At 73.1% G+C, this 14,770-nt stretch carries 15 protein-coding genes; 10 read left to right on the top strand and 5 right to left on the bottom strand.

Features of this window, described 5'->3' with window-relative positions; all coding sequences use genetic code 11:
- Nucleotides 1–22: 22 nt before the first annotated feature.
- Complete coding sequence (locus tag ACWCPN_RS04440; protein ID WP_451202359.1) at nt 23–3,328, top strand: BTAD domain-containing putative transcriptional regulator; 3,306 nt, start codon at nt 23–25, stop codon at nt 3,326–3,328.
- A 7-nt stretch (nt 3,329–3,335) separates the two neighbouring features.
- Here ACWCPN_RS04440 and ACWCPN_RS04435 read toward each other — a convergent pair whose 3' ends face one another.
- Nucleotides 3,336–5,033, bottom strand: coding sequence for a bifunctional 3'-5' exonuclease/DNA polymerase (locus tag ACWCPN_RS04435; RefSeq protein ID WP_451202357.1), 1,698 nt, complete (start codon nt 5,031–5,033; stop codon nt 3,336–3,338).
- Nucleotides 5,034–5,140: 107 nt separating this feature from the next.
- A complete protein-coding gene (locus ACWCPN_RS04430; RefSeq protein WP_451202355.1) occupies nt 5,141–5,899 on the bottom strand; it encodes a Clp protease N-terminal domain-containing protein in 759 nt (252 codons plus the stop codon).
- A gap of 133 nt (nt 5,900–6,032) precedes the next feature.
- Between ACWCPN_RS04430 and ACWCPN_RS04425 the strand changes: the two genes are divergently transcribed.
- Nucleotides 6,033–7,139: a DUF2786 domain-containing protein gene (locus ACWCPN_RS04425; protein WP_451202353.1), complete on the top strand. Its 1,107-nt coding sequence runs from the start codon at nt 6,033–6,035 to the stop codon at nt 7,137–7,139.
- 33 nt (nt 7,140–7,172) lie between these two features.
- On the opposite strand, the gene ACWCPN_RS04420 is transcribed toward ACWCPN_RS04425, so the two are convergent.
- Both ACWCPN_RS04420 and ACWCPN_RS04415 read right to left on the bottom strand, forming a co-directional pair.
- Nucleotides 7,173–7,688, bottom strand: a complete 516-nt coding sequence (locus ACWCPN_RS04420; protein WP_199211420.1) for a DUF4232 domain-containing protein — start codon at nt 7,686–7,688, stop codon at nt 7,173–7,175.
- An 81-nt stretch (nt 7,689–7,769) separates the two neighbouring features.
- Complete coding sequence (locus ACWCPN_RS04415) at nt 7,770–8,258, bottom strand: hypothetical protein (protein WP_451202351.1); 489 nt, start codon at nt 8,256–8,258, stop codon at nt 7,770–7,772.
- Nucleotides 8,259–8,472: 214 nt separating this feature from the next.
- On the opposite strand from ACWCPN_RS04415, the gene ACWCPN_RS04410 reads away from it, so the two are divergent.
- The 4 genes from ACWCPN_RS04410 to ACWCPN_RS04395 all read left to right on the top strand — a co-directional run bounded on the left by ACWCPN_RS04410 (nt 8,473) and on the right by ACWCPN_RS04395 (nt 10,122).
- Nucleotides 8,473–8,847: a VOC family protein gene (locus ACWCPN_RS04410; protein ID WP_451202349.1), complete on the top strand. Its 375-nt coding sequence runs from the start codon at nt 8,473–8,475 to the stop codon at nt 8,845–8,847.
- 40 nt (nt 8,848–8,887) lie between these two features.
- On the top strand, nt 8,888–9,235 hold the full coding sequence (locus ACWCPN_RS04405; RefSeq protein ID WP_451202347.1) for an ArsR/SmtB family transcription factor: 348 nt from the start codon (nt 8,888–8,890) through the stop codon (nt 9,233–9,235).
- On the top strand, nt 9,232–9,705 hold the full coding sequence (locus tag ACWCPN_RS04400) for an SRPBCC family protein (protein WP_451202345.1): 474 nt from the start codon (nt 9,232–9,234) through the stop codon (nt 9,703–9,705). Before ACWCPN_RS04405 ends, ACWCPN_RS04400 begins: the two co-directional genes overlap by 4 nt.
- A gap of 147 nt (nt 9,706–9,852) precedes the next feature.
- Nucleotides 9,853–10,122, top strand: coding sequence for a DUF397 domain-containing protein (locus ACWCPN_RS04395; RefSeq protein WP_132856537.1), 270 nt, complete (start codon nt 9,853–9,855; stop codon nt 10,120–10,122).
- Nucleotides 10,123–10,201: 79 nt separating this feature from the next.
- Here the strand turns inward: ACWCPN_RS04395 and ACWCPN_RS04390 are convergent, their stop codons facing one another.
- Complete coding sequence (locus ACWCPN_RS04390) at nt 10,202–10,723, bottom strand: ATP-binding protein (RefSeq protein ID WP_451202343.1); 522 nt, start codon at nt 10,721–10,723, stop codon at nt 10,202–10,204.
- Nucleotides 10,724–11,056: 333 nt separating this feature from the next.
- On the opposite strand from ACWCPN_RS04390, the gene ACWCPN_RS04385 reads away from it, so the two are divergent.
- From ACWCPN_RS04385 to ACWCPN_RS04370, 4 genes are all read left to right on the top strand, one after another.
- Nucleotides 11,057–11,881, top strand: a complete 825-nt coding sequence (locus tag ACWCPN_RS04385; protein WP_451203005.1) for a helix-turn-helix domain-containing protein — start codon at nt 11,057–11,059, stop codon at nt 11,879–11,881.
- A 70-nt stretch (nt 11,882–11,951) separates the two neighbouring features.
- Complete coding sequence (locus tag ACWCPN_RS04380) at nt 11,952–13,412, top strand: aldehyde dehydrogenase family protein (protein WP_451202341.1); 1,461 nt, start codon at nt 11,952–11,954, stop codon at nt 13,410–13,412.
- Nucleotides 13,413–13,557: 145 nt separating this feature from the next.
- Nucleotides 13,558–14,097 carry a DinB family protein gene (locus ACWCPN_RS04375; RefSeq protein WP_451202339.1) on the top strand — a complete coding sequence of 180 codons (540 nt, stop codon included), beginning with the start codon at nt 13,558–13,560 and terminating at the stop codon, nt 14,095–14,097.
- 23 nt (nt 14,098–14,120) lie between these two features.
- On the top strand, nt 14,121–14,762 hold the full coding sequence (locus ACWCPN_RS04370; RefSeq protein WP_451202337.1) for a PadR family transcriptional regulator: 642 nt from the start codon (nt 14,121–14,123) through the stop codon (nt 14,760–14,762).
- Nucleotides 14,763–14,770 lie beyond the last annotated feature (8 nt).

Below are 14,770 nucleotides of genomic sequence, written 5' to 3'. Positions count from 1 at the left end.
CCGGGGGAAGGCAGAGGGCAGCGTGAAGCGGCGGTACGAGCTGCGGTTCGGACTGCTGGGGCCGCCCGCCCTGTACGACCGACAGCCGTCCGGGATTTCGTACGAGCCCTCCGCCGATCCGCGGGTCGGCCCGCACGGTGGTCCCGGCACCTACGACACTGCCCCCGATGGCGCCGCCGACACCCAGCCGAGCGCCATCGGCAGCCCCAAGATGCGCGCGCTGCTCGCCGCGCTGCTGCTGGAGGCCGGCCGGGTCGTCTCGACCGAGTCGCTGAAGGACGCCCTGTGGGGCGGGGCGCCCCCCGTCTCCGCGCGGGCCTCGCTGCACAACCACGTCACCCGGCTGCGCCGGCTCCTGGACGATCCCGAACGGCTCAGAACCGTGGCGCCCGGCTATCTGCTGCGGGTCGACCAGGGCGAGCTGGACGTGCACGTGTTCGACGCCAGGGTGGCCGCGGCGCGTGCCGCCCACGCCCGGGAGGACTGGCGGACCGTCGTGTGTGCCGCCACCTCCGCACTCGCGCTCTGGCGCGGCGTCCCGCTCGGGGGACTCGCCGCCGACCTCGGCGGGTACGCCCTCGCACAGCGCCTGGAGGAGGCCCGGCTCCTCCTGCTGGAGTGGCGCTACGACGCCGAACTCGCGCTCGGCGGAACACGGCTGGCCGACATCGTGCCGGAGCTGGCCGCGCTGGTCGCCGAGCATCCGCTGCGCGAGGCCTACCACCGCAGGCTCATGCTCGCCCTGCACCGCACCGGCCGGCAGGCCGAGGCCCTCGCCGTCCACCGCGACCTGCGCGCCCGCCTTGTCGAGGAACTCGGCGTCGAGCCCGGACCGGCGGTCCGCGAGGCCCACTTGGAGGTCCTGCGGGACCTCCCGGCACCGGAGCGGGGCGAGACGGGCGCACCGGCAGGCGCCCCCTCGCACGGGCACGCCTACGCCCCGGCCGACAGCGGGCCGGCCGCCCGCGGCGCTCGCGTACCGGTCGAAGGCGGGCCGGGCGCCCGCACCCTCCCCGGCACTCCGGAACCCACCCGCGGCGAGCACGGGCCGCAGAAGGCGCAGACGCCCGACGGCAGGGCCGGCGGCGGCACCGCCCACGGGCGGGAGGCGGGCGGCGGCGGGGCGAACCCGCGGCCGTCCGGGGAGCCGGCGCCCTCCTCGCCCCGAACCCCCGTCCCCGCCCAGCTCCCGCCCTCGCCGCCGCACTTCACCGGCCGGGCCGCCGAGCGGCACGACCTGCGGCAGGCCCTCACCGCCCGGGGCGGCCGACTGGCCGTGATCAGCGGCATGGCGGGCGTCGGCAAGAGCGCGCTCGCCCTGCACGTGGCCCACACGCTGCGGGACCGCTTCCCCGACGGCCAGCTCTACGTCAACCTGCACGGCGCCACACCCGGCATGACCCCGCTCACCCCGGCCCAGGCGCTCGCCGCCCTGCTGCGCGACCTCGGTGCCGAGCCCCGGAGCATCCCCGAACACCCGGACGCCGCGGCCGCGTTGTTCCGGTCCCTGCTCGCCCCGTCCCGCGTCCTGCTGATGCTGGACGACGCGGCGAGCGCGGCCCAGGTGCGGCCCCTGCTGCCGGCCGGGCCGGGCTGTGCGGTGATCGTCACCAGCCGGTCGCCGCTGACCGTCCTCGACGGCGCCCGGCGCTTCCCGCTCGGCCCGCTGACCGGGGAGGACAGCGCCGCGCTGCTGCGGGCCGTGAGCGGACGCGAGGGACTGGACGCCGGACACGCCCTGATCGAGCTGACCGGGCGCCTCCCGCTCGCGCTGCGCGTGGTCGCCGCCCGGCTGGCCGCCCGCCGCGCCCTCACCCCCGACGTGCTGGCCGGTCAACTGGCGGCCTCGGGCAGCAGGCTGCCCCACCTCGAGTACGACGACCTGAGCGTCCGCCGGTCCCTCGCCGTCGCCCACGACGCGCTCGCCGCCGCCGAACGCGAGGCCGACCGGGACGCGGCCCTCGCGCTGCGCCGCATCGGGGACCTCGACCTGCCGACCTACGGCGCCCTGCTCGTCGCCCGTCTCACCGGCACCGACGAGCGCCGCGCCGAGGCCGCCCTGGACCGGCTGGTCGACGTGGCCCTGCTGGAGGAGACGGAGTACGGCCGCTACGCCCCGCACGACCTGGTCCGCGACTTCGCCCGTGAACTGGCCGGTGCGGGCACCGGGCCGGCCACCGGCGCCGATCCCGACCTCACCGCCCTGCGCTGGTACGCGGCTGCCGCCGAACGTGTGCTGACCGCCGTCGTGGAGCCCGGCCTGGACCAGGACGACCGCCGCCGGCCCACCTCGGCGCAGCCGCCGGGCCACGCCGCGGACGTGGCGGCCCTGCCGGTCTTCGAGTCCGCCGACCAGGCCTTCGCCTGGGGCGACATGGAACTGGAGAACGTCGTCGCGCTGGTGGGGCGCAACGCCGGCACGGCCGACGAGCACCGGGCCGCGGCCCTCTCCGTGCTGGTCCGGCTGTTCTTCCCGTATGTGCGGCGGTGCGGCCGGGTGGCCGAGATGGAGGTGCTGGGGCGGGCCGCGCTCGACGCGGCACGCGGGCTCGGGGACGCGGCGGCGGAGGCGTACGCGCTGGGCGACCTGGCCGGGCTGCACTTCCTGGCCGGCCGGCAGAACGACGCCCTCGTCCTCACCGACGAGGCGCTCGCGATCTGGCGGCGGCTCGGCCGGATCTCCTGGATCCGGCGCAGCCTTAACAACCGCGGACTGCTGCTGGAGGGACTGGGCCGGTTCGCGGAGTCGGGGGACGCGCTGCGGCAGAGCCTCGCGTACTCCCGGCAGCTCAACGACCCCTACGGGGAGGCCGTCACCCACAGCCATCTCGGCAACCTCTACGAGCACACCGACCCGCGCGCGGCGATCGAGCGGCACCGGCGCTCGCTGGCGATCGGGGACGCGATCGGCGCGGTCATCGTGCGGCACTCGGCGCACTGCAACATCGGGTACGCCCACCTCACCCTGGGGGAACCCGCGGCGGCCGCACGGCACTTCGAGGAGAGCCTGCGCATCCTCGGCGATCACGGCGACTGGCACGGCGAGTCGCAGACCCGGCTCGGGCTGGTCCGCGCGCTGCGGCGGCTCGGCGAGACCGGCCGGGCCGCCCGGGAGTGCGCGGAGCTGCTGCGCCGGGCCGACGCCCGCGCCGACCGCTACATGGGCGGCCTGGCCCGCCACCAGCACGGGCTGCTGCTGCGCGAGCAGGGACGGCGGACGGAGGCGCGCGACGTCTGGCACGCGGCCCTCGCGGCGCTGGACGGCACCGACGAGCAGGCGGTGCTGGAGGAACTGCGGGAGCTGGTGGCCGGCACCCCGGTGTGCTGACCGGCCTTCACTTGGCGTCGGCGTAGCACTCCACCACGGCGGTCGTGAACGGGAAGCGCACCGGTGTCTCGCCGAAGGTGAGCCGCCCGGCGAAGCGCGAGGCCTCCTGGATCGCCTCGACGACCGTGCCGGCCTCGTCGGCGGGGCAGTGCACGATCACCTCGTCGTGCTGGAAGAAGACCAGCTCTGCCTCCAGGTCCGCGCAGGCCCGGCGCAGCCCGGCGAGCAGCAGCAGCGCCCAGTCGGCGGCGCTGCCCTGCACCACGAAGTTCCGGGCGAAGCGGCCGCGCGCGCGGGAGTCGCCCGAGGTGTGGCCCGCGCCCCAGCCCGGCCCGTCGCCCGGGCCGTCGGTGTCGCCGTCGCCGAGCGGGATGCCCGCCTCCTCGGCCGCGTCCTCGCCCGGGCCGGTGACGGGCGGGCAGGTCCGGCCCAGCCAGGTGCGCACGAGCCGGCCCTCCTCGCCGGCCCGGGCGGCCTCGTCGACGTAGGCCACGGCTCTGGGGAAGCGGCGTCTGAGGGCGGCGAGGTTCTTCAGGCCGTCACCGGAGGTCTGGCCGTAGACCGCGCCGAGCACGGCGAGCTTGGCCTGGTTCCGGTCTCCGGAGAAGGCGCGGTCCGAGACGGACTGGTACAGGTCGCTCTCCCTCCCGGCCACCTCCATCAGGCCGGGGTCGCGGGAGATGGCCGCCAGGACGCGCGGCTCCATCTGGTCGGCGTCGGCCACGACCAGCCGCCAGCCGGGGTCGGCGACCACGGCCCGCCGGATCACCTTCGGGATCTGCAGCGCGCCCCCGCCGTTGGTCACCCAGCGACCGGTGACCGTGCCGCCGGCCAGGAACTCGGGCCGGAAGCGCCCGTCGCGCACCCAGTCCTGCAGCCAGGACCAGCCGTGCGCCACCCAGATGCGGTACAGCTTCTTGTACTCCAGCAGCGGTTCCACCGCCGGGTGGTCGACGGAGGCGATCTCCCGGCGGCGGGTGGACCGCACCTTGATCCCGGCCCCGGCGAAGGCCTTGACCACGTCGGCGGGCAGGTCGGGCCGCACCCGGCGGCCGAAGGCGGCCGACACCTCGTCGGCCAGCTCGGCCAGGCGCCTCGGCTCACCGCCGCCCGCGTACCGCTCGCCCAGCAGGCCGCGCAGCAGCTCGCGGTGGACCTCGGCGCTCCAGGGCAGGCCGGAGCGGTTCATCTCGGCGGCCACCAGCATCCCCGCCGACTCGGCGGCGGTCAGCAGCCGCATGCGGTCGGGGTGGGCGGTCCGCTCGTGCCGCCGCTGCTGCTCGGCGTAGACGGCGAGCAGGTCGGCGAGGGGCAGGTGGCCGCCGGCCGGCTCGAACAGCGGGGACTGGGCGCCCGGTTCGGCCTGCCGCTGCGGCGGGTCGGGCGGTACGGGGCCGCCGCGGAGGCGGGCCAGGGCGGCGGCGGCCGAGCGTGGCTCGCCGTACCGGCCCTCATGGCCCAGCAGGAGTGTCTCGGCGTCCTCGACGTCGTAGCACCGCTCCACTCGCACCCCCGTGGCGAGCAGACGCGGGTAGACGTCGGCGGTCGACCGCCACACCCAGCGCGTCACCTCCGGACGGCTCCGCACCGCCCCGGCGAGATCGCTCTCCCGCCGCACCGGCCCGGCGGGCAGCCCGTCGGGGCCGAGGGGGGCGACGTCCACGCCACCGTCCTCGGCCGCCGCGAGAGCCCACCGGCCGGACATGGACAGGAGTCTGGCAGGCGGCACTGACAATGGCCTTGACCTGCGGGTTCATTCGGCGTCGACCGCGGCCGGCGGGGCGTACGGCGGTGCCGTGTGCTTCCCGGGCCTCAGTCCGCCGCCGCCTCCTCGGCGTCGGCCGCCGCCTTCTTGTGCTCCAGCAGCGTCGCCAGCACCCTGCCGACGAACTCCTCGGTCGCCGCCTTGGTGACGCCGAGGCCGCTGAGGACGCCCGTGCCGTTCTCGTGCTCCAGCAGGGCCAGCAGGAGGTGCTCGGTGCCGATGTAGTTGTGGCCGAGCCGGAGGGCCTCGCGGAAGGTGAGTTCCAGGACCTTCTTGGCCTCGGGGCCGTAGGGGACGAGGTCGGGCGCGTCCTCGGCGGCCGGCGGGAGCGCCGCGGCCGCGGCCTGGCGCACCGTCTCGAGCGGGACGCCCTGTGTGGTGATCGCCTTCGCGGCCAGGCCGTCCGGTTCGGCCAGCAGGCCGAGGACCAGGTGCTCGGGGCGGCCCTCGGAGTGGTGGGCGGCCACGGCCTCGTTGTGCGCGGACATGACCACGTTCCGCGCGCGCGGGGTGTAGCGGCTGAAGCCCTGGCTGAGGTCGAGGTCGGCCGACTCCTTGGGCACGAAGCGCTTCTGCGCCGCCTGCCGGGTCACGCCCATGCTCCTGCCGATGTCGGTCCAGGAGGCGCCCGACCGGCGGGCCTGGTCGACGAAGTGGCCGATCAGGTGGTCGGCCACGTCACCGAGGTGGTCGGCGGCGATCACCGCGTCCTGGAGCTGGTCGAGGGGTTCGGGGTGAACCTTCTTGATCGCCGCGATGAGGTCGTCGAGGCGTACGGATGCCGTGATGTTCGGATTGGTCGCCATGTGTCAACCGTAGGTTGCGCCTCTCGCACTGTCAACTGTCAGTTGACACCCCTCCGTCGTCGGACTCCGTTCGTTGTCCACAGGGTGTGGACGACTTGCGCCCGCTGTCGGCGGCGCGTGGCACGATCGACGGGTGACCAGCACTGCCAGCACTGTCGAGCGCGCCTTCCGCGCCGCCCTCTACGAAGACGACGACGCCGGGCTCGACACGGGTGCCTCCCTGCTCGCCGCCGACCCCGCGGCGGACACCGAGCTGGAACGCCGGGGCGAGGAGTTCGTGGCGGCCGCATGGCGGCGCGGCTGGCAGCCCGCCGACGTCGTGCGGCTCGTGCGGCGCGAGCTGGACGAGCCCCACCTGGCGCTCGTGTCCGGGCTGATACGGGCGCAGTCCGGGCAGGACCGCCCCCGCGGGCGCCGCTGGGCCGCCCAGCTGGAGGCCCTACCGGAGCCCGCCGCGCGAGCGGGCGACCGCTTCTCGCACGCCACCGCGGTGCTGGAGCTGTACCGGCTCCTGCTGCGCCTGCCCGCCCTGGAGGTCCTGGAGGAGCCCCGGCGCGATCCCGGGCCCGGCGCCTCCCGCATGCTGACCCGCATCCGCGCGCTGCTCGCCAAGGCCGAGGCCACCGGCTACCCCGAGGAGGCCGAAGCGCTCTCGGCGAAGGCGCAGGAGCTGATGGCCCGGCACAGCGTCGACGAGGCGCTGCTGGCCGCCGGGGCTCCCGCGCCGGACGCGCCCGGCGCCTGCCGCATCGGCGTGGAGCCGCCGTACGAGCAGGCCAAGGCGGTGCTGCTGGACGCGGTGGCCACGGCCAACCACTGCCGCGCCGTGTGGAACGAGGCGCTCGGCTTCTCCACGGTCGTCGGTTTCGAGGCGGACCTGGAGGCGGTCGAACTGCTCCACACCTCGCTGCTGGTGCAGGCCACCCACGCGATGACCAAGGCCGAGGCCGCGCAGCGCGTCGGCGGCCGCAAGCGCACCAAGACGTTCCGGCAGTCGTTCCTCGCGGCCTACGCGCACCGTGTCGGCGACCGCCTCGCGGCCGTGGCCGTGACCCAGGTGACCCAGGACCTGCTGCCGGTCCTCGCCACCCGGGAGACGGCCGTCACCGACCGGCTGGAGCACATGTTCCCCGAGACCACGACGACCCGGCTGCGCGGGGTGAGCGACGCGGCGGGCTGGACGGAGGGCGCGCGAGCGGCGGACCAGGCCCAGGTCAGGGCCCGCCCCCGGCTCGGCTGACCCCCGGCCCCGGCCCGCCGGGGCGCGCGGACGTCAGTCCCCGACCTGCTGGAAGGCGCTGACGGAGGCGTCCGGGGTGTCGCCGGAGCCCTTGGTCGCGACGGGTCCGTAGGACCACGGGAAGCTGCGGGTGGTGTCCGTGCCGGGCAGGCCGATCCTCACCGACTTCGCCGCCAGGCCGGCCTTGCCGCCCGCCCCGCCGCGCACGTAGGTGATGGTGAAGGTCGCCGAGTCGCCCTTGGCGAGCTTCAGCTTCTGCGCCCTGGCCCCCTCCTGCGCGGGCAGCTTCACCTCGCCGCCGCCGGTGCTCAGCGTGGCGCCGGGGAAGTGGTCGAGGGTGCAGGGCGTGCTCTGGTTGGTGATGCTGACGGGCACCTCGCCGGTGTCCCCGGCGGAGGGGGCCACGCTCGCCGAGCCGATCTGCACCGAGACACCGCCGATCTCGCAGGCGGAGCCGCGCTTGCCGTCCTTGCCGCCACCGCCGTCGTCACAGGCGGTCAGCAGGAGGGCGGCGGCGAGGGCGGTGACGGTGAGCGGAATGGCGCGCATGAGCAGGTCCCATCGAGGTCGTGACGGTCTCCTCGCATCATGGCGCCTGCGCCGGGGCCCCGCTCACGCACCCCACCGAATTCACCGCTTCAGGTTCGTCGGCATCCCCGAGGGCAGCTTGCCGCCCTCGGCCTTGGTGTAGGTCTCCTCGCCGAGCCTGCCGGACCAGGTCACCTTCAGGGCGTCCTTGCTCGCCGAGTCGACCATGCCGCTGACCCGGTCCTTGCTGCCGTTGGTGCAGTCCAGATGGATCATGCGCATGCCCGACTGGGTGCCCGCGGTGCCGGCGCACGTGGCTCCGCCCGTCGCGAAGAGCCCGGCCTTCTTACCGGTGATCACCAGGGCCACGATCGACCCCTTGGTGGTGCTGACCCAACTGCCCTGCAGCTCGCCGGCGGCGCCCGTGACCGTACCCGTGGAGCCGCCGCCGGACTCCGAGCCGGCCGTCGGTGCCGGGGCCGGTGAGGAGCCGCTCTCGGTGCCGCCCCCGCCGCACGCGGTCAGCGCGAGCGCACCCACCAGGCAGGCCGCCGCGGCCGCCGTCCGCACCCTTGCAGTCGCCGTAGTCACGTCAAGCTCCCAAGCTGTAGCGAACCGGCCGCCCCGGAGCCGTCGTCCCGCTCGGGACGGCGCCCCCGAACCGGAGGGACCGCAGCAAGTTACCAGCCGTTACCCCGAACACTTCCGGACGCCGTGCGGAAATCTCGGCCTGGCTGCTCGCCCAGTACGGGTAGGAAATCTCCTACGGTTGACGCGTAGGAAAATTCCTACCTATCCTCGCCGCATGACCATCACCCATGCCTCCTTCGTCACCCTGCCCGTCTCCGACCAGGACCGCGCCCTGCGCTTCTACCGCGACGTCCTCGGCCTGGAGGTCGCCGCCGACCGGCAGCTTCCCCAGGGCCGCTGGCTCCAGGTGGCCCCCGCGGGCGCGCAGACCGCCTTCACGCTTTCCGGGCCGGGGATGGGCGGTTTCACGCCCGGCTCCGCGCGCGGGATCATGTTGGTCACGACCGACGTCGACGCGGACTGCGCCAGGCTCGCCGCTGCCGGTACTCAGGTGCAGGGGCCGGACGAACTCCCCTGGGGGCGCATGGCCTCCTTCGCGGACCCCGACGGCAACGGCCTGATGCTGCTGACGGAGAAGGAAGGCTTCTGACGCCCCATGAACCGGACCGCCCCATGAACCCGGCCGCGCCATGACCGGGACCGGAACCGCCGCCGAGGACCTCGTCTTCGCCGCGCTCGCCAACGCCACCCGCCGAGAGGTGCTGCGGCTGCTGCGCGAACGCGGTCCGCAGGCCGTGCAAGACCTGGCCGGGCACTTCGACATGCGCCGCCCGAGCCTGTCCGAGCACCTCAAGGTGCTCCGGGACGCCGGCCTCGTCTCGGAGCAGCGCTCCGGACGGCAGCGCATCTACCGCCTCGAGGCGGCCCCGCTCGCCGACGTGCAGGACTGGCTCCATCCGTACGAGCGGTTCTGGCGCGACCGCCTGAAGGGCCTCGGCGACCTGCTCGACCGCATGCCCGACGATGAACGCCCATGAGCACCGCGCCGCCCGGTGACGCCGACGACCTCACCACCGTCCGCGTCGACCAGTTCTTCCCGCATCCGCCCGCCAAGGTCTGGCGCGCCCTGACCGAACCCGCCCTGCTGGCCCGCTGGCAGATGCCCGGCGCCGAGGACTTCCGGCTCGAGGTCGGCCACCGGTACCGGATGACCTCGGTCCCGCGGCCCAACGCCCGCTTCTCCGGCGTCGTCGACGTGCGCGTCCTCGCCTACGTCCCCGAGCGGATGCTGTCCCTGCGCTGGGCCGACGCCGATCCCGCCGGTTCCACGGACTGGACCGTCACATGGACCCTGGAACAGGAAGGGCGCGGCACGCGTCTTTTCCTGGTGCACGAGGGATTCGATCCGGACGACCCGGCGCAGATGATGGCGCGGAAGATCATGGACGGGGGCTGGAAGGGACATGTGCTGCCGTCCCTCGGACAGATGCTGGAACGGTTTCGGTAAAGCGGGCGTCAAAGCTGTAATCGGGGCGCCACAGCCCGTGCACGTGCATCTGCTCGCGCATCTGCATATGAACGCAGCTATGATCCGGATCAGTTGACCAAGACATCCATGGCCACATCAGCCAAGTGCACCACCGGGGAGCGACCTGTGGACCGCGACGTTGACGGCGTGTACGGGGGGTACGACGTGTACAACGGCATGGCTGCAACGCAGCTGGACGGAGTGGCCTGGCAGAAGAGCAGGCACAGCAACTCGCAGGGGTCCTGCGTGGAGTTCGCGCGCCTGCCCGGTGGTGACGTGGCGGTGCGCAACTCGCGCTTCCCGGACGGGCCCGCGCTCGTCTACACGCGCGCGGAGATCGAGGCGATGCTCCTCGGCATCAAGGACGGCGAGTTCGATCACCTCATAGCCGGCTGAAACGACTCAGCGCCCCACGGGGCGGCGACGACCCGGTGTACGCGCGTAGACACCGCGCGTGACTCGGCCCGGCACCGCTTCAGTCCGCCGGCCGGAGCCGGAACAGTGCCCAGACGACCTTCCCGCCGAGCGCGCCCGCGAGCGGATGCCAGCCCCAGCCGTCGGCGAACGAGTCGACCAGGAACAGTCCCCGGCCGGACTCGGCCGAGAAGTCGTCCGAATCGCGCGGCGCCGGCGTCTCGTCGCTGGGGTCGCGCACCGCGCACACCAGCCGCTCGGTCCAGCGCAGCAGATGCAGGCGCACGGCGGGCGGCTGCGCGCAGCGGCCCGCGTCGGCCTCGCCGGACGGGCGCTGGTGAGGGATGGGCAGACCGTGCCGCAGGGCGTTGGTGACGAGTTCGGAGACGACGAGACATATGTCGTCGAAGCGGTCGCCCACGTCCCACTGCTCCAGCGTGCGGCGGGTGAAGCGCCGGGCCTCGCCCACCGCCTCGTAACGGGCCGGCAGGGCGCAGGAGGCGGCATCGGAGACGGCTGCGGGGTCCAACGGCGGAAGGCCCTGCCGTAACGGCTTGAGCATGGTCGATCCATTCGTCCCCATGCGAGCACTCCCGGGAATTCGCGGTCGTAGCGATGCAGCGGTGGCGCGGCACCATGGTTTCGGATGGGACAGGCAGATGCAAGGGCAGATGCACGTGCACGTGACCGAAATGATCCTTCCCGTACCGCTTCTTGGCCATTTTTTCTGCCACATTGGACCATGCGACTGCCAGAGGTCCGTACCTCTGCCTGCGGAAAACGGCTGACCTCTTTCCGTTTCCGTAACCGGACGAGTACTGCTCGAAGTGTTTTAGTGGCAGACTGCGGCCCCTGAAGACGGTTGGGGAGGCTGGCGAACGTGAGCGCGGGAGAGCCCGGATCGGTGGTGCGGCGCATGCTGCTCGGCTCGCAACTCAGGCGGCTGCGTGAGGCACGGGGGATCACGCGTGAGGCGGCGGGTTACTCGATCCGCGCGTCCGAGTCGAAGATCAGCCGGATGGAGTTGGGCCGGGTGAGCTTCAAGACCAGGGACGTCGAGGATCTGCTGACGCTGTACGGCATCAGTGACGAGGCGGAGCGCGAGTCGCTGCTCTCCCTCGCCCGGGAGGCCAACGTGGCGGGCTGGTGGCACAGTTACACCGACGTACTGCCGAGCTGGTTCCCCACCTATGTGGGCCTGGAGGGCGCCGCCTCGCTGATCCGGGTGTACGAGGTGCAGTTCGTGCACGGCCTGCTGCAGACCGAGGAGTACGCCCGCGCGGTGGTCCGGCGCGGCATGAAGGGCGCGAGCCCGGCCGACGTGGAGCGGCGGGTCGCGCTGCGCCTGGAGCGGCAGAAGCACCTGCTCGCGGACAACGCCCCCGAGTTCCACATCGTCCTGGACGAGGCCGCCCTGCGCCGCCCGTACGGCGACCGTGACGTGATGCGCGGCCAGCTCCAGCACCTGATCGACATCTCCGGTCGCCCCAACGTGCGGCTCCAGGTGATGCCGTTCGGCTTCGGCGGGCACTCCGGCGAGAGCGGCGCCTTCACCATCCTCAGCTTCCCCGACACGGACCTCTCCGACGTGGTCTACCTGGAGCAGCTGACCAGCGCCCTGTACCTGGACAAGCGCGAGGACGTCGCCCAGTACGAGCAGGCGCTCAAGGAGCTCCAGCAGGACAGTCCGGGCCCTGACGAGAGCCGGGATCTTCTCCGCGGTCTCCTTCAACTCTCTTGAAACACAAGTACGATGACGTGTGATCAGACCGTGACGTGGCTCCTGTGTCTGCTACCGATTGAGGGATCACATGCCGTCCTACTTCAGCGACCTGGCCCAGCAGTACATCGACGGTGAGTGGCGCCCGGGCACAGGTTCCTGGGACGTCATCGACTTCAACCCGTACGACGACGAGAAGCTGGCCTCGATCACCGTGGCGACGGTCGACGAGGTCGACCAGGCCTACCGCAGCGCCGCCCGTGCCCAGAAGCAGTGGGCGGCGACCAACCCGTACGCCCGCCGTACGGTGTTCGAGCGGGCGCTGCGGCTGATCGAGGACCGCGAGGAGGAGATAGCGGACCTGATCGTCGCGGAGCTGGGCGGCACGCGCGTCAAGGCCGGCTTCGAGCTGCACCTCGCCAAGGAGTTCCTGCGCGAGGCGGTCAACCTGGCGCTGCGCCCGGAGGGCAGGATCCTGCCCTCCCCGGCCGACGGCAAGGAGAACCGCGTCTACCGGGTGCCGGTGGGCGTGGTGGGTGTGATCAGCCCGTTCAACTTCCCGTTCCTGCTGTCGATCAAGTCCGTCGCGCCGGCCCTCGCGCTCGGCAACGGCGTGGTGCTCAAGCCGCACCAGAACACCCCGATCGCGGGCGGCACCCTGGTCGCGAAGATCTTCGAGGACGCGGGGCTGCCGGGCGGTCTGCTCAATGTCGTCGTCACCGACATAGCGGAGATCGGCGACGCCTTCATCGAGCACCCGGTGCCCAAGGTCATCTCCTTCACCGGCTCCGACAAGGTCGGCCGGCACGTGGCCACCGTCTGCGCCTCCCACTTCAAGCGCGCGGTGCTCGAACTGGGCGGCAACAGCGCGCTGGTGGTCCTGGACGACGCCGACATCGACTACGCGGTCGACGCGGCCGTCTTCAGCCGCTACGTGCACCAGGGCCAGGTCTGCATGGCGGCGAACCGGGTCCTGGTGGACCGCTCGGTGGCCGAGGAGTTCACCGAGAAGTTCGTCGCCAAGGTCCGGTCCCTCAAGGTCGGCGACCCGCGTGACCCGCGGACCGTCATCGGACCGGTGATCAACTCCCAGCAGGCGAGCGCCGTCTCGGGCGTCGTGGACCAGGCGCTCGCCGAGGGCGCCACCGCCCTCGTGCACGGCACCACCACCGGCAACCTGGTCGAGCCCAGCGTGCTCACCGACGTCCCCGCCGGCTCCGCCCTGCTCCAGCAGGAGGTCTTCGGCCCGGTCGTCTTCCTCGTCCCCTTCGACGGCGAGGAGGAGGCGGTCCGGATCGTCAACGACACCCCCTACGGCCTCAGCGGCGCCGTCCACACGGGCGACATCGAGCGCGGTGTCGCGTTCGCCAAGCGCGTCGACACCGGCATGTTCCACGTGAACGACGGCACCGTGCACGACGAGCCGCTGGTGCCGTTCGGCGGTGAGAAGCACTCCGGCCTCGGCCGGCTGAACGGCGAGACGACGGTCGAGGCGTTCACCACGGTCAAGTGGATCTCGGTGCAGCACGGCCGCAGCGGCTTCCCCTTCTGAAGGTTCCGAAAGGCGCCTTCCGGAGGTTCCAGAGGCGCCCGGGACATCCCCCGCGCGCGCCGGGCCCTTGCGGACAGAAGCTGACCGCAAGGGCCCGTAGCTTCTTCCTTGTCAGGCAAGAGGACCCGAGGAGAGGCGGCCGGTCATGGTCACACACGTGGCGGCGGAGACGCAGGGCGACGAGCGCGGGGCGCTGCTCGCGTTCCTGGAGGAACAGCGAGGCGGCATCCGCCGGGCGCTGCTGGGGCTGACGGAGGAGCAGGCCCGCTCCCGTCCGAGCGCCAGCGAACTGACCCTCGGCGGTCTGCTCAAGCACGTCGCCGAGGTCGAGCAGAGCTGGCTGGCCCGGGCCCGGCAGGAGCCGCCGGCGGTCCACCGCGACCAGTCGAACTGGAACGAGTGCTTCCGGCTCACCGACGACGAGACGGTGGCCGGGCAGCTCGCCTACTGGGAGAAGGTCGCCGGCGAGACGGAGGAGTACATCCGTTCCGCGCCCAGCCTGGACGACACCTTCCCGCTGCCGCCCGACCCCTGGTTCCCGCCGGAGGGCCGGGTCTCCCTGCGCTGGCTGTGCCTGCACCTGATCCGCGAGACCGCCCGGCACGCCGGCCACGCCGACATCATCCGGGAGTCCCTGGACGGGAAGACCGCCTTCGAGCTGGTGGCCCTGGAGCAGCGGGGCTGAGCCGCGGCCATAACCTGGACGGCATGTCAGCGATCCGTCTTCTCGTGCTGGGCGCGGTCCGCCAGCACGGGCGGGCCCACGGCTACCAGGTCCGCGGCGACCTGGAGTACTGGGGCGCGCACGAGTGGTCCAACGCCAAGCCGGGCTCGATCTACCACGCGCTGAAGCAGATGGCGAAGCAGGGGCTGCTGCGCGCGCACGAGATCGCGCCGTCCACCGCGGGCGGTCCGCCGCGCACCGAGTACGAGATCACGGACCCGGGCCGGGCGGAGTTCTTCCGGCTGCTGCGCGAGTCCCTGGTCTCCTACGACCAGAAGATGGACATCCAGTCCGCCGCCCTCGGCTTCCTGGTCGAACTGGACCGGGCCGAGGCGCTGGACCTGCTGCGGGAGCGGATCCGGCGCATCGGACAGTGGCGGTCGGCCGTCACCGGGCACTACCTCCCCGAGGACGGCCCCGGACAGCTCGGCCACATCGGCGAGATCATGAACCACTGGCTGCACACGGCCGACTCCGACGCCGCCTGGACCCAGGGGCTCATCGACCGCCTGGAGGCGGGCGCGTACACCTTCGCGGGGGAGGGCGAGCCGTTCGTGGGCGTCCTCGCCGAGGGCCAGGACAACCCGTACGCGACGGGGGAGCGGCACCCGGGGGACGACCGCTGACCCGGCAC

Source organism: Streptomyces sp. NPDC002386, from assembly GCF_053593175.1.
This window is presented reverse-complemented; position numbering and strand designations above follow the sequence as displayed.